Consider the following 19,198-nt stretch of genomic DNA (forward strand, 5'->3'; position numbering starts at 1 on the left):
GCGGACCCTAACTACCGCAACTCGACGGCGAGTTGCGATGGTTGCGGACCCTAACTACCGCAACTCGACGGCGAGTTGCGATGGTTGCGGACCCTAACTACCGCAACTCGACGGCGAGTTGCGAGTGGGGGTTATGGCCAGGGGGTGATGATGTAGGCGATCCCTCCGGGGCCGCTCGCGACCGCGCCGGTGGCGGTGTAGCGCTGCGTGCGCTGCCAGATCTTCTCGAACTGGGCCCGCTGGTAGACGTTGCGCACGCGGCCGTCGTTGCTCGACGCCGGGTCGTTGACGATCACGTCTCCGGCCTTCGTGAAGCCGACGACGACCATGATGTGCCCGGACGTGCCGTACCCGGCGCCGTCGAGCTCGCTGGAGAGGAACGACTGCGACGTGATCACCGGGATCCCGCGCGCGATGTACCCCTCGAGCTCGTTCAGCGAGTGCAGCCGCGTGATGTGCCCGTGGAGGCCGAGGCTGGCCGCGTAGGCGGTGTTGAACGGCCAGTTCCCGGTGCCCTCGTAGCTGTAGTCATAGGTATAGCGGGCCGCGTAGTCGACGGTCGGGTCGACGGAACCGGTGGGAATCCACGACATGTCGGCCGTGCTCGGGTGCTTGCGCCAGTATTCGGCGACCATCTCCGTCGACGTCGGGCTGCACCAGTTCTCACCGCCACCGCCGTACTCCGGGAACTGACCTTTGTGCAGGTTCTGCGCGTACTCGGGCACCTTCAGTTCGATGCCGGAAGCGATGCCGGGCTTCGTGGCCTGCACGTCGAACCGGTCCGGGACCATCGACGTCATCGCGCCGACGGACTCGACCGACGGCGTGACGTGCGTGCCCGCTTCGCGGTACAGGCTGACGCGCAGCTGGTACGACCGCAGCGTGACGCCTGGTTTGGTGCTCAGCGTGTCGACGTCGATTCCGGCGTTGGAGTCGCTCTGGCCGTCGACGCTGGTGCGCTGGATGTCCGCGTCACCGCTGGCCCAGCGGCCCATCACGTACCAGGCCGTCTCCGTGCCGGTCGACGTCGTGCCCCTGGCCTCGACCTGCAGCCACGTCTTCGCGGGCGTCGAGGCGTTCCAAGACGCGATGAGCTGCGTGGCGTCGAAGCCCTGCCGGTAGGCCGGCGACGTCCATTGCCCGAATTCGTACGTCTTCGTCGTGCCGAGCGCGGGTTCGGTGTGCTGGATGCTGCCGATCGGCCGGCTGATGCGGAGCCCGCCGCGATCGGTGGTCAGCCCGTCGAGCTTCCCCTCGCGGAACGCGCCGGACCCCGTCCACTGGTGGTAGTTGATCGACTCGTCGTCGGCGTGGCCCGGCTGCGCCTGGGCGACTTGGACGGTCATGCTGGTCATCATCGCGACCGTGACGAACGTGATCAAACGACGTGCGCGCATCCGGACTCCATCCCTCAGTATGTCGAGGATTTTCACCCTTTCGTGAGGCCGTGTAAAGAACTACCTACAGGACAGCCTGGGTTTGTGTCGTCTTCGCGACCAACTTGCCGTCGCCGTCGCGCAGTTCGGTCTCGACGACGATCACTCTGCGTCCGGCGTGTAGCGCGCGTGCGGTCGCCACGACGTGCCCTTCGCGGACCGCGCGCAGGAAGTTCGTCTTCGACTCGATCGTCGTCGTGCCCTGGGCGCCTTCGGGCAGGTTGAGGAACGCGCACACCGCGCCGGTGGCGTCCGCCAGCGACATCAGCGCGCCACCGTGCAGCGCCCCGCCGAGCGTGCAGAGGGAGTCTTCCCAGGTCAGCCGTGCGCGGACGAGGTCGGCGGAGTGCTCCAGCGCCTCGATGCCCAGCCGTTCGGCGAACGGCATCGTCTGGTGGAACAGGGCCGTGCCTTCGGTGTCGGTCATACCGGCGAGCCTGCCGGACGCGCTGAGCCGCGTCGATTACCCCTCGGGTAATGGCTGCCGCTTGACTCGGCCGTCTGCTGCCATGATCCAACCGGCAGGCCAGGCGTGCTCGACGTCGTCCGGCAGAGGTCCGGCGTGCGCGTCGTCGAATTCCACGGCGTCGTCGAACTCGGCGCCGTTGAAGTACGCGCGGCCGTCGAAACGGGCTTGTTTGAACTCCGCGAAGGAGTCGAAGTGCGTGTAGGCGAAGCGGGCTTCGCCGGTGAAGTGTGTGCCGCGGAATCGCGCCGGGCCGACGAACTTGGTGCGGGTGCAGAGCATTTTCCGGACCTCGCGGTCCACCAGGTGCCAGTCGAACAGCGTGGCTCCGCGCAGGTCCAGATCGGTGTCCGGCCAGAACTTCGGGTCACCCGGAAGCAGGTGGGCTTGGAGGATGCGCTGGGCGGTCATCCGCACCTGCTGTTCCTGGATCTCGGCAGGCTTTACGGACCGAGGGTTCTTGCTGGGCATCCGGAGGTACGCACAGAACACCTCGACGACGGTCTGCCGGTGCTCGGGACTGTTCTGCGCGAGCCGCTCAAGCGCGTAGAGCCCGGCGAGACGCACCGGCGCCTTGTCCGAGCCGAGCTGCTCAGCGGACTTCGAGTACAGGTCGGTGATCCGCCGCTCGGTGGCGTCGTGGCGGACGTCAGCGGCTGCGCGTTCCTTCTGCTCAAGGTCCAGCTCGGTCGATCGCTGGCGTCGTGCGGCCAGCAGCAACGCCACCGCGCCACCCGTGCCGACCACGATGCTCCCGGCCGTCTTGATGGCGTCCAGGCTCGCATTGTCCCGGGCGTCGCCGGACCCGAACTCGCCCAGCAGCAACCACGCCGACCCGATCGCCACCACGATCAGCACCGCCGCCCCCGCCCAGATGGCGGTGGTGGACAGCGCTCTTGTTTTCCGCATCTGTGCATGATGCCGGTACTAACCCCGCAGCCCCGACTCGGCGACGCCCTTGACCAGGTAGCGCTGGAGGGCGACGAAGACGAGCACGATCGGCAGAATCGACACCGCCGCGGCCAGGAACAGCAGGTTGATCTTCGGGTTCTGCGAGGTCAGCAGGCCGGACAGGGCGACCTGCACGGTCCATGTCGACGGGTCCTGGGCGATGATCAGCGGCCACAGGAACGCGTTCCAGCTGCCGATGAAGTTGATCACCGCGAGCGCAGCGAAGAAGCCCTTCGAGTTTGGCGCGACGATCCGCCAGAACACGCCCCACCGGCTCAACCCGTCCATCCGCCCTGCCTCCTCGAGCTCCCTCGGGAAGTCCAGGAAGTACTGGCGGAACAGAAAAGTGGTGAACGCGCTGAACAGGCCAGGGACGATCAGCCCGCGCAGGTCGGAGATCCAGCCCAGCGTCGACACCACCACGAACGTCGGCACGAAGGTGACCGACGTCGGGATCATCAACGTCGCGATCACCCCGTACAGCACCTTTTTCGCGTGCCGGTAGGGGATCCGGGCCAGGCCGTAGCCCGCCAGGGAGCACAGCAGCAGCTGCCCGAGGGTCTGCAGCGTCGCGACGACAGTCGAGTTGACCAGGCTCCGCGCGAACGGCACGGTCTCGTCGTCGAAGAGCTGGCCGAAGTTCTCCCAGTGGATCTTCGACGGGAAGAACGTCCAGTTCGGCGCGGTGATCTCGGCACGCGTCGCCAAGCCGTTGCGCACGAGCAGGTAGAACGGCAGCAGGAACAGGACCGCCGCGATCACCAGTGCCGTCCACCGCGCGACCGCGCCGGTCGCGCTCCTCACTCGCCCACCCTGGTGAACCGGAAGACGCGGCCCTGCAACAACGTGACCAGCGCGATCAGCAGCGCCAGGATGATCGCGCCGGCACTGCCGCGCCCGAGGTCCTGGCCGCCGGAGCCCAACGACGTGTAGTAGAGATACACCAGCGGCGGCCGCGCGTACGGCGGATAGCCGCGGGAGTCGCCCATGATGTTGTAGAACTCGTCGAACGCCTGATATGCGTTGATCAGGTTCAGCAGTAGCACCGCGACAGCCGTCGCCCGCAGCTGCGGCAGCGTGATGTACCGGAAGATCTGCCAGCCGGGTTTCGCGCCGTCGAGCCACGCGGCTTCGTACAGCTGGTCCGGGATCCGGTGCAGCGCGGCGATGAACAGGATCATGTAGAACCCGAGCTGCAGCCACAGCCGCGCGGTCACCAGCACGATCCAGTACAGCGGCGGGCTGACCGTGCCCGTCCACGCGACCGGGTCGAGGTGGAACAGCCCGAGCACGCTGTTGACCAGGCCGTACCGCACGCCGGAGAACAGCGAAACCTTCCACACCAACGACGCCACGACGTACGAGCAGGCGAACGGCAGGAAGAACACCGAGCGGAAGAACGCCCGCGCGAACCGGAGCCGGTTCACCGCGAGCGCGAGGGCCAACGACAGCACGAACGTCACCGGCACGATCAACACCGCGAACACGCTGAACGTGCCTAGGCTGGACAGGAACGCGTCGTTGCTCAGCATCGCGACGTAGTTGTCCAACCCGACGAACGTCGTCGGGTTCACGGTGTTGCGCGCGTCGAAGAAGCTGAGGTACGCGCTCCAGCCGATCGGCAGGTACACGAACACCGCGAGACCGATCACGAACGGGCCGACGAACAGCCAGAACGCCCGCGCATCGCGGCGGGCCGTCTTCCGCGCCACTAGCCGTACAAGCGCTTGAGCTCGGCCTTGGCGGCGTCGACAGCGGTTTTCGTGGTCGCCACCGGGTCCGCGCCCTCCTTGGCGATCTTCGCGACCGCGTCCGACAGCGCGGTGTTCGCCTGCGCAGTCCAGACCGGACCGCCGACGAGGTGGCTGCTCTCCTTGACGAACTTCGCCGCGTCCGCCGCCGGTCCGGTTTTGAGGTTCGTGGCCCCCTCGATCAGGCTCTGCCTCGCGGGGACGTGGAAGCCGAACTTCGTCGCGAACTCGAGCTGGTCGGCGGTCTGGTCGATCCAGAGCCACTTGACGAAGTCCTTGGCGGCACCGACGTTCGGGCTCTTCGCGTTGATCATCGAGCCGTACGCGCCGACCGGGACCGACACCGCGCCGCTGTCGTCGAGCTTCGGGAATGGCAGCACCGCGAAGTCGTCCTTCAGCGCGGCCTGGATCTTCGGCATGTTCCACAGCCCGGTCCACTGCATCGCGGCGAGCCCGTCGATGAACGCGGCCGGGTCGGACCAGTCCGTCGGTGCCCCGAGCAGCAGCGAGTTGTTCGTGTTCAACGCCCTCAGCTTGCCGAACGCCGTCGCCGCGCGCGGGTCGTCGAAGCCTGCGGACTTGTTGTCCTTGCCCAGGTAGTCGAGCCCGGCCGACCACAGCAGCGGCCCGGTCAGTGTGCCGACGCCGCCGTCGTTGCCGACGAACAGGCCTTTGACGTTACCGGTGGTTAGCTTGGCGGCCGCGTCGATCAGCGCGTCGACGGTCTGCGGCGGTTGGAGCCCGGCGGCCTGCAGCAGGCTCTTGCGGTAGAAGAGGACCTGCGTGTCGGTGGCCTGCGGGATGCCGTACACCTTGCCCTCGACGGTCTGCGCGGCGAGCACGGCCGGGCTGAAGTCGCCCTTGACCGGGTTGATCAGGTCGTCGAGCGCGACGACCTGGTTCTGTCGCACCCAGTCGATCTTGACCTGCGCCTCGAACACGTCCGGGACCGCGCTGTTCTGCAGAGCGGTGACGATTTTCGAGTCGTAGTCACCCGGGTTCCACTGCACGGTGACCTTGGCTTTGGTGTACGCGGCCGCGTAGCGCTTGACGGCGTCTTGCACGCCGTCCTCGCCGTACGCGTGGTACCACTGCTGGAGATTCGCCGGCGGTGGCGGGGCGGGCGTCGCGGAAAACGCCGTCGACGGCGGCGGATCACCCGCCCGGCCCGTGTTGGAACCGCACGCGGCGGCGAACGCGCCCGCGGCGGTCATCCCCGCGACTGAAAAGAATGAACGCCTGCTTCGCGGCGACCCAGAAACCATGCCCCACACCCCATCCCCAGCGCGCCGGAAAATCCATCCGACGCGCCGGAGACTTTCCACCTAGAGGTGGGAGATGTCGAGCTTTCCCTCGTTGTGGAACGCGCGGAGGCGCTTTTTGTCGAACTTGCCGACGCTCGTCTTGGGCACCTCGTCGACGAAGGTCCAGTTCTCCGGCAGCTGCCACTTCGCGACCTTGTCGGTCAGGTAGTCGCGCAGTTCCTCGGCCGTGACGCTCTGGCCTTCCTTCACCACGACGGCGACCAGCGGGCGCTCGTCCCACTTCTCGTCGGGGATGCCGACGACGGCCGCCTCGGCGACGGCAGGGTGTCCCATCACCGCGTTTTCCAGGTCGACCGAGGAAATCCATTCGCCACCGGACTTGATGACGTCCTTCGCGCGGTCGGTCAAGGTCAGGAAGCCGTCGTGGGTGATCTTGCCGACGTCGCCGGTGCGCAGCCAGCCGTCGTGGAACTTGTCCGGGTCGACGTCCGCGCCACCGAGGTAGGCACCCGCGATCCACGGGCCCTGGACCTCGAGCTCGCCGACGCTCTCGCCGTCCCACGGCAGGACGTCGCCGGAGTCGCCGACCAGCCGCGCGGTGACCGATGCCGGGAAACGCCCCTGGCTGTAGCGGTACGCCCAGGCGGCGTCGCCGGTCGCGGCCTTCGGTGGCCGAGCGACGCTGCCCAGCGGCGAGGTCTCGGTCATGCCCCACGCGTGCACGACCGTGACGCCGTGGCGTTCCTGGAAGGTGTGCATCATCGACGGCGGCACCGCCGAACCGCCGATGACGACCTCCTTCAGGTAGGAGATGTCCTGCGGGTTGGCGTCGAGCTGCTGCAGCAGGCCCTGCCACACGGTCGGGACGGCGGCGGCGAACTCGGGCCGCTCGACTTCGAGCATCTCTGCGATCGGCTTCGGCTGGAGGAACCTGTCCGGCATAAGCAGCGACGCGCCGACCATCAGCGCGGCATACGGCAGGCCCCACGACATCGCGTGGAACATCGGGACGATCACGAGCGCCTTGTCGCCCTGGGCGAGCCGCATGCTGTCGCTCATGCAGACCTGCATCGAGTGCAGCCAGATCGAGCGGTGCGAGTACGCGACGCCCTTGGGATCACCCGTGGTGCCCGAGGTGTAGCAGATCGCGGCCGCGGAACGTTCGTCGATCTCCGGCCAGTCGAACTCGTCGGACTGCGCGTCCAGCAGCGCGGAGTAGGAGTGGACCTGGACGCCGGCGGGTGCTTCGAGCGTCGACGCGTCCCCGTTGGCGACGATGACGTGCTTGACGGTCTTCATCTCCGGCAGCTGCTTCGCCAGCAGCGGCACGAGCGTGCCGTCGACGATCACGACGTGGTCCTCGGCGTGGTTCGCGACATAGACGAGCTGCTCGGGGAACAGGCGGATGTTGAGGGTGTGCAGCACTGCGCCCATCGCCGGGATGGCCGCGTAGATGGTCAGGTGCTCGGCGTTGTTCCACATGAACGTGGCGACGCGCTGATCTCCTGTGACACCCAGTCCGCGAAGCGCGTTTGCCAGCTTCGCTGCCTTCTTGCCGACCTCGCCGTAGGTCTCGCGGCGGGCACCTGAATCGGTCCAGGTGATCACTTCGGCCTCGGAATGCACGGTGGACCCGTGGCGCAGCAACCGCGCCAACGACAGCTGCCCGTCCTGCATAGTGCTCAACATCGTGTACTCCCGCTGGTCTGTTCGGCGGTGAACTCCTGGTTGACCGCGACTCTAATCCTGATCAGCGGGGGCGGGCATGCCCGGCGGAAAGCAACCGTTTTGTCACGGCTACCGGTCAGTAGCCCGCAATTCGACGGCGACTTGCGGTCGTTGTGCACGCTAAGTATCGCAACTCGACGGCGAGTTGCGGGCCGGTTCTGGGGCATTCATCCCACTTGCGCGTCGGCGCACGGCGATCGGACGCGTGCGAGCTTGTCCTACTAACGGGTGTCTCGCGCCACGGCTTCGGGACCGTTCGGGACGTCTTTTGCCGACGTCGGGGCGGGGTCTGCAGGTCGCTGACAAGCCGGTCCGGCAGCCTGACCAGCGGTGGCCGCCGCGCTCGTTCGGACTGGGCGTCGCCGGGCGGTTCGGGGGCCCGGCGCCGCCGCCAGGGCGATCGGATCGGCGCGACGCCGCGTGCTTGCCTGAGCTCGGTGCCGAGTGGTTCAGCCGGGTTCACCGGCCACTGTGGTCACGAACCGTGATCATCGGCCGGAACCGTTGAGCGGCAAGCGGAATTGGAGATCCACAACGGATCGGCACGCCCGACGGCCCCGGGTCGGCGCGGGACGGTCAGTCGGCCGGAAATCGGGGGTGACAGGCGCCGTTGATGATCATCCACAGTGGACTAGCGCGGGTCGGGATCGGTCTGCTGTGGGGCCGGCGGCAGGGTGTCCGAAGCCTCGCCCGGCGGGGTGATTCCCCGGCTGCCGACGGCTCGACGAACAGTGTTCGCCGATGCTCCTGAACGCTGTTTTCGCTGGCCGGGGGCCGGGCGCGGCGGGTTGCCCGAAGGTGGGTACCCGGGTAGGAAGTGCGTGTCGGTTTCACGCCCCTGATCTGGGTGGCGTTTACTGGGGCCGTGGTAAGAGACGGCTTGGCCAGCGCTTGCATGAGCAAGCATTGGAGAAGCGAGTCGTCGCCGCGATAAGCGGAACTCGAGATGGAAAGGACTAATACGTTGGCTCTGCCCACGTTGACTCCGGAGCAGCGCGCCGACGCCTTGGCCAAGGCGGCCATCGCTCGTAAGGCCCGCTCCGAGCTGCTTGCCTCGATCAAATCCGGCCAGGAGAGCATCGACAAGGTGCTCAAGAAGGCCAAGGAAGACAAGACCATTGGCAAGACCAAGGTCATGCAGCTGCTCAAGGCCGTGCCGGGACTCGGCGCGGTAAAGGTCGCGGCCCTGCTCGAGCAGGCCGGCATCGACCCGGACCGGCGCGCAGCCGGTCTCGGCGAGCGCCAGCGCGAAGCCCTGCTCGACGCGCTCAAGTAAGACATTTCCGCAGCTCAGCGGGCATGGGTGGAAAGTGTTGCCCCGGTGACACTTTCCACCCATCACCCCGAAATCCTGGGACGCTGGGAAGCGTGACTACTGAGGCGATGCCCCGTACTGGGGCGCAGCTGGTCGAGGCCTACGCGCGCGGCGACTTCCTGTTCGCCAACCCGCGGCGGACCATCCTCGGCCAGGGCGTCGCCCGGTCCCTGACCGATCCGGATCCGGCCAGGCTGGCCGAGTCCGTGGCTGCCGCGCTGGCCGAATCGGCGACGCCGATGGCCGTGGGCATGCTGCCCTTCGACACCAGTCCAGGCTCCGCCGAAGCGGGCCTGGTCGTCATTCCCCGCACGCTGTCGCACACCGGCCCGGCACATCCCGCCGCGGAGGCGTTGCCGCGTGAGGTCCTGCCGGCTCCCGTTGCCACTCGCGAGGTGCCTTCACCCGCGCGTCATCTCGTCGCCGTAGCCGACGCCGTGGCCGCACTTTCCGACCGTGACCTGCGCAAAGTCGTGCTCGCCCGCGCGCTGGACCTCGAGTTCGCCGCTCCCGTGCGGCCCGAACAGATCGTCCGCAACCTGGTCAAGGACAACCCGCGCCACTACAGCTTCGCCGCCGAGCTGCCGAACGCGCGGACGCTCGTCGGCGCCACCCCGGAGCTGCTGCTCGCACGTCAGGGCACCCGTGTCGTCTCCCATCCGCATGCCGGCTCGATGCCCCGGTCGGCTGACCCCGTCGTCGACCGGGCGACCGGTGAGGCGCTGCTGGCGTCGAAGAAGGACCACGTAGAGCACGCCGTGCTGACCGAAGCCGTCGTCGAAATCCTGCGGCCGTTCTGCCGGAAGCTGTCCGTGCCCGCCGAGCCCGCGCTGGTGTCGACGCCCGCGGTGTGGCACCTCGGGACGACCATCACCGGCGAGCTCATCGACGCCGACATCACCGCGCTGCGCCTCGCCGCGGCCCTGCACCCGACGCCGGCGATCTGCGGCACCCCGACGGCCGAGGCTCGGACGCTCGTGGGCGAGCTGGAGCCCTTTGAGCGCGGTTTCTACGCCGGTGCCGTCGGCTGGGTGGACGCCGCGGGCGACGGCGAGTGGGCCGTCGCGATCCGCTGCGCGGAGGTCGCGGGCACGTCGATGCGGCTGTACGCCGGTGGCGGCATCGTCCCGGCGTCGGACCCGCAGGCCGAGCTCGACGAGACGTCGGCGAAGTTCCGCACCCTCCTCCACGCCATGGGCCTGACCCTGTAACTCCTCGCTCGACCCCCGACGTGGGCACTTTGTCCAAAAGTGCCCTGCTTGAGTGTTCAACCAGGGCACAAAAGTACAAAAGTGGTTCTTGTGTCGTATGTGTGGGTCCGCGACGCCTCAGTGGCTGGTGAGGTTCCTGAGGTCAGCGGGTGTGGTCGGCTGTCAGTGACTGTGGGACTCGTCGGCTTGAACGTGGGACTCGCCGGGCCGGAGTGTGGGACTCGCCGACGCGCTGTGCGAGTCCCACGTTCAGCCAGGGCGAGTCCCACAGTCAGAGCGGCGAGTCCCACACCCGGCTCCGGACGCCGGCATTCGCCGTACACCGGACACGACCCGGCCCTTGCTGCGGTAAAACGCAGCCAGTCCACAGCAACCAGCACCCACACATACGACCGAAGAACCACAAAAGTGCCCGCTAGGGCGACCAGGGGAGCTCGATGGCGGACAGGGTGTCGGTCGAGAGGACGGCGACGGCGGCACGGTAGCCGTCGGCGGCCTTCAGGTCCGTCAGGCGGGTGCTGGCCGGGTCCAAGACAGGATCCCCGGACTCCACAAGCACCGCCAGCTCGTTGTACGGCGAGAACGTGATGCTCTGCAGCGGGATCTTCAGGCCTTTGCCCGTCGCCTTCATGACCGCTTCCTTGCGCGTCCAGTACGTGAAGAACGCCGTCGCGCGCTCGTCGTCCGTCAGTCCCTTCAGCGCGTCCCGCTCAGCTGGGCTGAGGGCGTACTCGATCAGCGACGCGTCCGCGCGCCTCTTCACCGTCTCGACGTCGAGGCCGACCGGTGTCCCGTCGGTGGCCGCGACGCCGATCAGCTCACCGGAGTGCGAGATCGACAGCATCAGGTCGGCTCCTGGCACCCGCGGCCTGCCGTGCGGCTTCCCGCAGTCGTCGCAGGCCGAGTCGAACTTGATCTCCGCGGCGGTCGTCCCGAGGCGCTCGGCGGCCAGCGACTTCGCCAGCACCCGGCCGGTCAGGAACCGGCGTTTGTCCAGCTCCTGGCGGTACGCGTCGTAACGGCCTTGCTCGGTCTCGTCCAACAGGCCGAGGAACCGCTCCTCCACGGCCAGCGGGGCCGACCACCACACCACAACATCGATCACGAAGTCTTCTCCAGTGCCGTCTCGTCCAGCGGTGTCGTTTCGTCGAGCAGTGTCGTTTCGTCGAACGGGGCTTGCCCGGAGAGGACGCGTTCGACCTGCTCAGTGTCGACCTCTTTCACCCAGGTTCCCACCAGCAGTGTGGCGACCGAGTTGCCGGCGAAGTTCGTCAGCGCGCGAGCCTCCGACATGAACCTATCGATACCGACGATGAAACCGACACCGTCGACGAGCTCCGGCCGGTGTGACGAAAGTCCTCCCGCGAGCGTCGCGAGCCCCGCGCCGGTGACGCCGGCGGCGCCCTTCGACGCGATGATCATGAACACCAGCAACGAGATCTGCTCACCGATCGACAGCGGTTTGTCGAGCGCGTCGGCGATGAACAGCGAGGACATCGTCAGGTAGATGGCCGTGCCATCGAGGTTGAACGAGTACCCCGTCGGCACGGTGATGCCGACGACGGGCTTGCTGACGCCGAGGTGCTCCATCTTCGCGATCAGCCGCGGCAGCGCCGATTCGGACGACGACGTCGACAGGATCAGCAGGAATTCGCGGCCGAGGTAGCGGAACAACCGGAAGATGTTGACCTTCGCGACGAGCTTGGTCAGCGCACCCATGACAACGAAGACGAACAACAGGCAGGTTATGTAGAACCCGATCATGATCACCAGCAGGCCCTTGAGCGCCTCCCAGCCGGACCCGCCGACCACCGCGGCCATCGCGCCGAACGCCCCGATCGGCGCGGCCCACATGATCATCGACAGGATGCGGAACACCAGCCGCTGGATGTGCTCGATCCCGCGCCGGATCGGCTCGCCTTTGGGGCCGAGCTTCTGCAGCGCGAACCCGGCGAGCAGCGCGACCAGCAGCGTCTGCAGCACCTGGCCCTGCGTGAACGCCGAGACCAGCGTCGTCGGGATGATCCCGAGCAGGAACTCCGTGGTGGTCTGGCTTGCCACGACCTGCGACTGGCCGGCCTTCGCCACCGACGTCGTCAGGTGCAGCCCGGCGCCCGGGTGCAGGATGTTGCCGACGAGCAGGCCGACGGCCAGGGCGACCGTCGACATGATCAGGAAGTAACCGATCGCCAGCCCGCCGACCTTGCCGACGCTCGTGGCCTTCGCGACCGAGCCGACGCCCAGCACGATCGAGCAGAAGATGATCGGCGAGATCATCATCTTGATCAGGTTGACGAACCCGGTACCCAGCGGCTTGAGGTTCGTGGCGAAATGCGGGAACAAGAGCCCCACGAGAATGCCGAGGATCACCGCGCCGATCACGGCTAGGTAGAGGTACTGCGTGCGATCCCGTTTGACGGGCGGCTGCGTAGACATGGTTCTCCTCGACAGTGAGCGGGCTGCGCGAAACCTACTCGATCTCCTTCCCCGCGCGCGAGGTCAAGAAGGGCAGGTACGCTGCACTAAGCAAGCGCTTAGTGCCCGCCAGTGCCAGTTGTCGAGGAGCCGATCACCATGGATTTCACCCTGAGCGTCGAAGAGCGGGAGGTGCGTGACTGGGTCCGCACCTTCGTCCAGCGTGAGCTGGTGCCCCGGGAGCAGGAGGTCCTTCGCCGTGAGCGTGAGGGCAAGCCGGGCATCACCGGTGACGAGCTGACCGAGTTGCAGCTCAAGGCCAAGGAGTCCGGGTTCTGGGGCATCCAGACGCCCGAGTCGCACGGCGGGATGGGCCTGTCCGCGGTGATGACCGCGCTGCTGGAGGCCGAGCTCGGCCGCACGTTCGTCCCGTTCCGCTTCGGCGGCGCCGCGGACAACATTCTCTTCCACGCCAACGCCGAGCAGCAGGAGCGCTACCTCCTGCCGACCATCTCCGGCGAGCGCCGCTCGTGCTTCGCGATCACCGAGCCCGGTGCCGGCTCCGACGCGCGCGCCATCCGGACGTCGGCCAAGAAGGACGGCACGGACTGGATCATCAACGGCGAGAAGACGTTCATCACCGGCGGCAACGAGGCCGACTTCGTGATGGTCTTCGCCGTCACCGACCCGGAGAAGGGCGCCGACGGCGGCGTCACCTGCTTCCTCGTCGACCGCGACATGGGCTGGCGCTCGGAGTTCATCGACACCATGGGCGAGTGGGGCCCGGCCGCGCTCGTCTTCGAAGACGTCCGCGTGCCCGAAACGCAGATCCTCGGCGAGGTCGGCCACGGCTTCGACCTGGCGATGCAGTGGATCGGCCGCGGCCGCTACATCCTCCCGGCCCACGCGATCGGCTCGTGCGAGCGGCTGATCACGATGGCGATCGAGCACGCGAACAACCGCGAGACCTTCGGTCAGAAGATCGCCGAACGCCAGGCCATCCAGTGGATGATCGCCGACTCCGGCGTCGAGCTGGAAGCGCTGCGCTGGCTCGTGCTCCACGCCGCATGGCAGGTCGACCAGGGCATGGACTCGCGGCACGCGCAGTCCATCGCGAAGCTGTACGGCGGGATCAAGGCGAACGAGATCGTCGACCGGGTCCTGCAGATCCACGGCGGCATGGGCTACACGCGGGAGCTGCCTGTCGAGCGCTGGTACCGCGAGCTGCGCCTGCTGCGGATCTACGAGGGCACCGACGAGATCCAGCGCCGCACGATCGCGCGCAACCTGCTCAAGGGCCACGTGAAGATCGGCGGTTCACTGGGCTGACGTGGTGGTTCCCTCGGGGCCATCCTGATGGCGGCCGCCGCATTGGCGTCGGCCGCCACGAGGGTGGCCCCGAGGGGTCTTTTCAGCGGTGGGGGGTCAGTCGGACGACGTTCGCATGGCGATGGGGACGCCGGCGAGATCCTCCTCGTTGCACAGCAGCTTCACGTCGTAGTACGGGGAGCCCTTACGGTCGTCGTAGTCCAGATGGATCGAGAGAACGTCGACCGGTTCGCCTAGCCACTCCTGGGCGTTCCGCAGCCATGTCGAACAGCGTTCAAGAGCCGTCGGCAGGTCGTCGTCGCGGAATTCCACCGGGCGATAGGGCACATCCTGTACTTGATCCCGAGGGTTTGTCGGCACCGGCAGGCCTGGTGAGAGACCCGAGTCATCCAGTTCCAGTTGGATCGTTTGCTCAGTCACCCTTCGAGCGTCCCCCAGTAACGCCCCGGGGGCAAGGCGTACGCGGTTAAACTCCCGCCGTTCGTATGCCCCACACCTGCGAAACCACTGCTCGGCACCCGGCCAGGTCAGGGTTTTCGCCCGTTCCGGTGTGGGCCAGCGCACGCATAACGAGTTGTGCGTAGTGCGCCGCGAGTTCGTCCAAAACGAGCGTTCCCCGAGGTGAGTACCACCTTGCGACGCCGTTGCACATCTCCAGCAGCGCCAGCCTGGTCACCGTCGGGTGTTCGGTGTGGAAGACGCCTTCGGCGACCCCGTCGTCGATCGCGGACGCCCAGAGCTGTTCGTAGGCATCCCGCAGTTCGACGACGATTTTCCGGGCCGCCGGCGACAGCGCGTGCACCTCGTTGTCCACAACCCGGGTTTCGTCCGGCTGGGTGGCGTGGGTCAGCACGTGCAACGCGACCAGCGTGGTCAGGCGTTCGGCCGGCGCGGTGAGTCCGCTGGTGGCCAAAGCCGCCGCCTCGAGCAGTCGTTCGAGCGACTCGCGCATGATCTCGGCGAGCAGTTCTTCCTTGGTGCCCATGTAGTGGTAGAGGCTCGCCGACGAAAGTTTGGCGGCCTGGGCCAGATCCCGAATACCCGTCCCGTGAAAACCTTTACCCGCGAACAAAGTGACGGCGGCCCGGTGAACGCGCTCCCGGCTGTCTACCGCCATCGCCGCTCCACCCGGTCGTAGCTGCCGGCCACGAGGTCCGCGGCCTTGCGCAACTCGCCCTTCGCGACCCGTTCCGACGGCGTCATCGGCAGGGAGTCGGCGAAGACCCAGTAGCGCGGCACTTTGAAGTATGCCAGCTTGGTCGCGCAGAACTCGGCGAGCGCGGCGGGATCCGTGGCGGTTCCGACGATGTACGCCTTGATCTCTTCGCCGCGCAGGTCGTCGGGTACCGCGATGACCGCTGCGACCGTGACTTCCGGATGCAGCAGCAACGCGCGTTCGACCTCGTCGGCGGACACGTTTTCGCCGCTGCGGCGGATCATGTCCTTGGTGCGGCCGACGTAGTACACGCGCCCCTGCGCGTCCATGGTCGCGAGGTCGCCGGTGTGGAACCAGCCGCCGGAAAACGCGCGTGCGGTGGCTTCCGGATCGTCGTGATAGCCCTGCATCAGGCCGATTCCGCGCAGCAGGAGCTCGCCGGTCTCACCGCGTGGCAACGGTTTGCCGTCCTCGCCCGCGATCATCGCTTCGCGGTCGCGCGAGGGGCGTCCGATGCATCCGGTGCCGACCAGTTCGTCGTGGTCCTCGTGGCTCATCCGGATGTCGCCGCCGGTTTCGGTCATCCCGAACGCCTCGAACCACGGCACGCCCCACCTCGCCTCGAGGTCGGCGTGCAGATCGCGCGGGATCGCCGACGCGCAGATCGCCCGGACCTTGTGCTGCTTGTCGGCGTCGGACGCGGGGATGCGCAGCAGCAGTGTGGGCATCAAACCCAGGCAGTAGAACCACGTGACTTCGTGCTCACGGACCTTGTCCCAGAACACCGACGGGTGGAACCGGTCCAGCACCACCAGTGTCGCGCCGGCAGCGAGTCCCAACGCGACGTTCCACTGTGGATCGATGTAGTGGAACGGCTGCGCGGTCAGCAGGACGTCTTCGTCGTTGACAGCCGGGTAGTCCGTCGCGAGGCCGACGGCCAACGTCGTCCAGTAGCGGTGCGGCAGCACGCAACCCTTCGGTGCGCCGGTGGTGCCGGACGTGTACTGGATGTTGGCCGGCTGCTCGGCCACGGCGCTGAAAACCGCGTTTTCCCTGCCTGAGTAGGCCAGATCCTCGATCCTCAGCACGCGTTCGAGCTTGGTCTGCGGCGCGATCGTCGTCAGCAGCTCGACGAACTCGTCGGCGGCGACAGCGAACCGCGCGCCCGAATGTGCCAGCACATGGGCGCCGTCGAACTCACGGTAGTTGATGTTGACCGGCACCAGCACGGCCCCGAGCTTCGCCAGCGCCAGCCAGGTCAGCGGGAACTCGGGCACGTTGCGCAGCATCACCGCGACCCGGTCGCCAGGCTCGACCCCGATCTCGCGCAGGGCCAGCGCGATCCGGGTGCTTCGGATGCCGACCTCGGCGAAAGTCAACCGTTCGTCCGTCGCGTCGAACATCCACGCGACCTTCTCCGGCCACAGTTCGACGGCCCTTTCGAGCAGCGTGACGAGGTTGTCGACCTCCTTCAGCGGCTTCACACCCGGCTCCGGAACGCCTCGGTGGACGCTTTCACCGCGGCCGAGTGCTCGGTGATCAGGGCGTGGCTGACCTCCAGCTCAAGCGCGCTTTCGAGGGAGCCGTCGAGGCCGGAGTCGATCACGCGCTTCGCCATCGCGGCTGCCGCGGACGGGTGGCCGGCGATGCGCGTCGCCCAGTCCGTCGCCTTCGCCATGAGCTGGTCCGCGGGCACAACGGCGTTGACCAGGCCGATCTCGTGCGCTGTGCGACCGTCGACACGCTCGCCGAGCAGGAGCAGTTCCTTGGCTTTCATCGGCCCGACGAGCAGCGGGAGCAGCCGCGACGCGGCGCCCGTGACACTCAGGCCGAGCGAGACCTCGGGGAAGGCGAACACGGCGTCTTCGGCGGCCAGCACCAGGTCGCAGCCGAGCGCGAACTCCGCGCCCGCGCCGATCGCGTACCCGTGCACCGCGGCGATCACCGGCTGCGGCAGCGCCCGCAGGCGGCGCGTCACGTCCTGCAGCCTGTCCAGCCTGGCGCGTGAATCGCCGTCCGCAATGGGCTCCTTGAGGTCGTGCCCGGCGCAGAACGCGCGGCCCCGGCCGGCCAGCACGACGGCGTGGGCGCCCGACCGGGCGACGGCGTCCAAGGCGATCAGCAGGTCGTCGACCAGCTCGGAGACCACCGCGTTCAGCCGTTCCGGGCGGTTCAGCCAAATCAGCGCGACGTCGTCATCGACGGAGAACTCGACTGTGCTCATGCCTCGGAGCCTAGACGACCGATCGATCGATCGATAGAGTTCACCGCATGCAGGTCGATGTGATCTACGAGAACATGCAGGTAGACGGCGGTTTTTCGACGCTGGCCGTGCTGCACGGCCGGATCGTCGCGCTGGGCGACGGCGTCGCGGGCCTGACCGCGCGCAGCCGCGTCGACCTCGGCGGCGCGTTCGTCGTGCCGGGGTTCCACGACGCGCACAACCACATGGCGCACTTCGGCATCGGGCTCGGCGAGGTGCAGCTCGGCGCGGACGTCTGCAAGCACGTCGACGACGTCTACGACGCGGTCGCGCGGCGCGCGGCGGAACTGCCGCCGGGCAGCTGGATCGTCGGGCGCGGGTACGACCAGAACAAGCTCGTCGGCGGTCACCCGACCCGCCACGGCCTCGACCGCGCCGCGCCGGGGTATCTCGTGCGCGTCAAGCACACGTCGGAGCACATGACCGTGGTCAACACGGCCGTCCTCGACCAGCTCGACCTGGCGAACGTCCCGCCTGGCGGTGATGTCGTCCTGGACGCCGACGGCTCGCCGACCGGGCTGCTGCGGGAGCAGGCGCAGTTGCTGCTGCGGCCGTTCAGCTACCCCGTCGACGTTGAAACCGTGGTCGACGGACTGGCGAAAGCGAGTCGGCAGTACCTGTCCGAGGGCATCACGAGCGTGCAGGAAGCGGGGATCGGCGGCGGGCTCGTCGGGCAGACGCCGATCGAGCTCGCGGCGTACCAGCTGGCGCGTGAGCGCGAGGTGCTCGGTGTCCGGAGCACGCTTATGGTGTCGTCGACAATGCTGCACGAGCTGGGCCACAACACCGGGTTCGGGCTGGATTTGGGGCTGCACACGGGTTTCGGTGACGACTGGCTGCGGATCGGCGCGATGAAGTTGTTCGCCGACGGCTCGCTGGTCGGCCGCACGTGTGCGATGCACGAACCGTTTGCCGGGGAGGCCGACAACGTCGGCTACTTCCAGACGCCTGAGGACGAACTCGCGCGGACGATTCTCGCGGCGCACCGAGCGGGTTGGCAGATCGCGACACACGCCATCGGCGACCGCGCGATTTCGGTGGTGCTGGACGCTTATGAGGCCGCGCTGGCAAAGTACCCCCGCGCCGATCACCGCCACCGCATCGAACATTGCGCCGTCCTGCAGCCCGACGAGCTGACGCGGTTGGCGGGGTTGGGGCTGATCGCGTCGCCGCAGGGCCGGTTCGTCAACGAACTCGGCGACGGCATGCGCGCCGCGCTGGGGCCTGAGCGGGAAGCCTGGTGCTACCGGCTGCGCAGCGTGCTCGACGCCGGATGCGTGCTGCCGGGCAGCTCCGACCGACCCGTCGTCCAAGGCGCGCCGCTGCTCGGCATCGCCGACATGGTCCGCCGGCGCACGTCGTCTGGCGAGCTGCTCGGCCCCGACGAGCGTCTAACACCACGTCAAGCCCTCCGCGCGTACACGCACGGCTCCGCGTACGCGGCCTTCCGCGAACACGATGTCGGCACTCTCGACCTCGGCAAGCTCGCCGACTTCGCCGTCCTGTCCGCCGACCCCACCGTCGACGCCAACCTTGACGACGTCCGCGTCCTCGCCACCGCCGTCCATGGCACCCTCGCCTACGAAGCCTGAGTGCACTTGGCGCGCGGCCGTGTGCAGCTCACTCGCGTCGGTGAACGTGGGACTCGCGGGCGGCGTCGGCGAGTCCCACACTCCGAGTCGGCGAGTCCCACGTTCAGGTCGGCGAGTCCCACCTTCATCGACCGCCGGCCACGCCCGCCCACAGCACAAGACAGGCCCTCAGATCCGCTCCACGAGCTGCACACGACAGGAGAGCCTCAAATGCGCCCCGGCGGGCCGTAATCTCTTCCCTGGCGGGCACTGTATTAAGGTCCTTCGGGCGGGTGGCGGGAGAATGGAGTGAACGGGTGATTCTCCGCTCGCGGTAGCGC

At 67.7% G+C, this 19,198-nt stretch carries 17 protein-coding genes; 4 read left to right on the plus strand and 13 right to left on the minus strand.

The genetic code is table 11. The annotated features are described in order from the left end of the window. Positions 1–131: 131 nt before the first annotated feature. The 7 genes from JWQ81_RS02990 to JWQ81_RS03020 all read right to left on the minus strand — a co-directional run bounded on the left by JWQ81_RS02990 (position 132) and on the right by JWQ81_RS03020 (position 7,558). Complete coding sequence (locus JWQ81_RS02990; protein ID WP_297537205.1) at positions 132–1,397, minus strand: peptidase C39 family protein; 1,266 nt, start codon at positions 1,395–1,397, stop codon at positions 132–134. 64 nt (positions 1,398–1,461) lie between these two features. Then, positions 1,462–1,863, minus strand: coding sequence for a PaaI family thioesterase (locus tag JWQ81_RS02995; protein ID WP_297537206.1), 402 nt, complete (start codon positions 1,861–1,863; stop codon positions 1,462–1,464). A 36-nt stretch (positions 1,864–1,899) separates the two neighbouring features. Then, on the minus strand, positions 1,900–2,811 hold the full coding sequence (locus JWQ81_RS03000; protein WP_297537207.1) for a pentapeptide repeat-containing protein: 912 nt from the start codon (positions 2,809–2,811) through the stop codon (positions 1,900–1,902). Positions 2,812–2,829: 18 nt separating this feature from the next. Beyond that, positions 2,830–3,612, minus strand: a complete 783-nt coding sequence (locus JWQ81_RS03005) for a carbohydrate ABC transporter permease (RefSeq protein ID WP_297537613.1) — start codon at positions 3,610–3,612, stop codon at positions 2,830–2,832. Positions 3,613–3,653: 41 nt separating this feature from the next. Then, positions 3,654–4,565: a carbohydrate ABC transporter permease gene (locus tag JWQ81_RS03010; RefSeq protein ID WP_297537208.1), complete on the minus strand. Its 912-nt coding sequence runs from the start codon at positions 4,563–4,565 to the stop codon at positions 3,654–3,656. Further along, positions 4,565–5,818 carry a sugar ABC transporter substrate-binding protein gene (locus tag JWQ81_RS03015; protein ID WP_297537209.1) on the minus strand — a complete coding sequence of 418 codons (1,254 nt, stop codon included), beginning with the start codon at positions 5,816–5,818 and terminating at the stop codon, positions 4,565–4,567. The genes JWQ81_RS03010 and JWQ81_RS03015 overlap by 1 nt, the downstream gene beginning before the upstream one ends. A 111-nt stretch (positions 5,819–5,929) precedes the next feature. Continuing rightward, positions 5,930–7,558 (minus strand): long-chain fatty acid--CoA ligase, encoded by a 1,629-nt coding sequence (locus JWQ81_RS03020; RefSeq protein ID WP_297537210.1) that lies wholly within the window; start codon positions 7,556–7,558, stop codon positions 5,930–5,932. Positions 7,559–8,561: 1,003 nt separating this feature from the next. On the opposite strand from JWQ81_RS03020, the gene mihF reads away from it, so the two are divergent. Together mihF and JWQ81_RS03030 are read left to right on the plus strand one after the other, a co-directional pair. Then, complete coding sequence (mihF, locus tag JWQ81_RS03025; protein WP_297537615.1) at positions 8,562–8,873, plus strand: integration host factor, actinobacterial type; 312 nt, start codon at positions 8,562–8,564, stop codon at positions 8,871–8,873. A 107-nt stretch (positions 8,874–8,980) separates the two neighbouring features. Then, a complete protein-coding gene (locus JWQ81_RS03030; protein WP_297537617.1) occupies positions 8,981–10,123 on the plus strand; it encodes an isochorismate synthase in 1,143 nt (380 codons plus the stop codon). A gap of 415 nt (positions 10,124–10,538) precedes the next feature. On the opposite strand, the gene JWQ81_RS03035 is transcribed toward JWQ81_RS03030, so the two are convergent. Beyond that, complete coding sequence (locus JWQ81_RS03035; RefSeq protein ID WP_297537211.1) at positions 10,539–11,228, minus strand: 4'-phosphopantetheinyl transferase superfamily protein; 690 nt, start codon at positions 11,226–11,228, stop codon at positions 10,539–10,541. Next, positions 11,225–12,559 carry a cation:dicarboxylase symporter family transporter gene (locus tag JWQ81_RS03040; RefSeq protein WP_297537212.1) on the minus strand — a complete coding sequence of 445 codons (1,335 nt, stop codon included), beginning with the start codon at positions 12,557–12,559 and terminating at the stop codon, positions 11,225–11,227. Before JWQ81_RS03040 ends, JWQ81_RS03035 begins: the two co-directional genes overlap by 4 nt. A gap of 138 nt (positions 12,560–12,697) precedes the next feature. Here JWQ81_RS03040 and JWQ81_RS03045 point away from each other — a divergent pair, with 138 nt between their 5' ends. Beyond that, positions 12,698–13,867, plus strand: a complete 1,170-nt coding sequence (locus tag JWQ81_RS03045) for an acyl-CoA dehydrogenase family protein (RefSeq protein ID WP_297537213.1) — start codon at positions 12,698–12,700, stop codon at positions 13,865–13,867. Between the two features lie 96 nt (positions 13,868–13,963). Here the strand turns inward: JWQ81_RS03045 and JWQ81_RS03050 are convergent, their stop codons facing one another. The 4 genes from JWQ81_RS03050 to JWQ81_RS03065 are packed head-to-tail and all read right to left on the minus strand — an operon-like array spanning position 13,964 to position 17,247. After that, on the minus strand, positions 13,964–14,287 hold the full coding sequence (locus tag JWQ81_RS03050) for a hypothetical protein (RefSeq protein WP_297537214.1): 324 nt from the start codon (positions 14,285–14,287) through the stop codon (positions 13,964–13,966). Between the two features lie 46 nt (positions 14,288–14,333). Beyond that, positions 14,334–14,984: a TetR/AcrR family transcriptional regulator gene (locus JWQ81_RS03055; protein ID WP_297537215.1), complete on the minus strand. Its 651-nt coding sequence runs from the start codon at positions 14,982–14,984 to the stop codon at positions 14,334–14,336. Continuing rightward, positions 14,975–16,507, minus strand: a complete 1,533-nt coding sequence (locus JWQ81_RS03060) for an ATP-dependent acyl-CoA ligase (RefSeq protein ID WP_297537216.1) — start codon at positions 16,505–16,507, stop codon at positions 14,975–14,977. The genes JWQ81_RS03055 and JWQ81_RS03060 overlap by 10 nt, the downstream gene beginning before the upstream one ends. Then, positions 16,504–17,247 (minus strand): enoyl-CoA hydratase/isomerase family protein, encoded by a 744-nt coding sequence (locus tag JWQ81_RS03065; protein WP_297537217.1) that lies wholly within the window; start codon positions 17,245–17,247, stop codon positions 16,504–16,506. Before JWQ81_RS03065 ends, JWQ81_RS03060 begins: the two co-directional genes overlap by 4 nt. 47 nt (positions 17,248–17,294) lie before the next feature. Between JWQ81_RS03065 and JWQ81_RS03070 the strand changes: the two genes are divergently transcribed. Continuing rightward, a complete protein-coding gene (locus JWQ81_RS03070; protein WP_297537218.1) occupies positions 17,295–18,878 on the plus strand; it encodes an amidohydrolase in 1,584 nt (527 codons plus the stop codon). The last annotated feature ends 320 nt before the right edge of the window (positions 18,879–19,198 follow it).

The sequence above is a fragment of the Amycolatopsis sp. genome, from assembly GCF_025464955.1.
Taxonomy (GTDB): domain Bacteria; phylum Actinomycetota; class Actinomycetes; order Mycobacteriales; family Pseudonocardiaceae; genus Amycolatopsis.

What these genes read in the sequence shown, in the direction of transcription:
- JWQ81_RS02990 (WP_297537205.1), bottom strand. Translation starts at nt 1,397, where the DNA reads ATGCGCGCACGTCGTTTGATCACGTTCGTCACGGTCGCGATGATGACC.
- JWQ81_RS02995 (WP_297537206.1), bottom strand. Translation starts at nt 1,863, where the DNA reads ATGACCGACACCGAAGGCACGGCCCTGTTCCACCAGACGATGCCGTTC.
- JWQ81_RS03000 (WP_297537207.1), bottom strand. Translation starts at nt 2,811, where the DNA reads ATGCGGAAAACAAGAGCGCTGTCCACCACCGCCATCTGGGCGGGGGCG.
- JWQ81_RS03015 (WP_297537209.1), bottom strand. Translation starts at nt 5,818, where the DNA reads ATGACCGCCGCGGGCGCGTTCGCCGCCGCGTGCGGTTCCAACACGGGC.
- JWQ81_RS03020 (WP_297537210.1), bottom strand. Translation starts at nt 7,558, where the DNA reads ATGTTGAGCACTATGCAGGACGGGCAGCTGTCGTTGGCGCGGTTGCTG.
- JWQ81_RS03030 (WP_297537617.1), top strand. Translation starts at nt 8,981, where the DNA reads ATGCCCCGTACTGGGGCGCAGCTGGTCGAGGCCTACGCGCGCGGCGAC.
- JWQ81_RS03040 (WP_297537212.1), bottom strand. Translation starts at nt 12,559, where the DNA reads ATGTCTACGCAGCCGCCCGTCAAACGGGATCGCACGCAGTACCTCTAC.
- JWQ81_RS03045 (WP_297537213.1), top strand. Translation starts at nt 12,698, where the DNA reads ATGGATTTCACCCTGAGCGTCGAAGAGCGGGAGGTGCGTGACTGGGTC.
- JWQ81_RS03055 (WP_297537215.1), bottom strand. Translation starts at nt 14,984, where the DNA reads ATGGCGGTAGACAGCCGGGAGCGCGTTCACCGGGCCGCCGTCACTTTG.
- JWQ81_RS03065 (WP_297537217.1), bottom strand. Translation starts at nt 17,247, where the DNA reads ATGAGCACAGTCGAGTTCTCCGTCGATGACGACGTCGCGCTGATTTGG.
- JWQ81_RS03070 (WP_297537218.1), top strand. Translation starts at nt 17,295, where the DNA reads ATGCAGGTCGATGTGATCTACGAGAACATGCAGGTAGACGGCGGTTTT.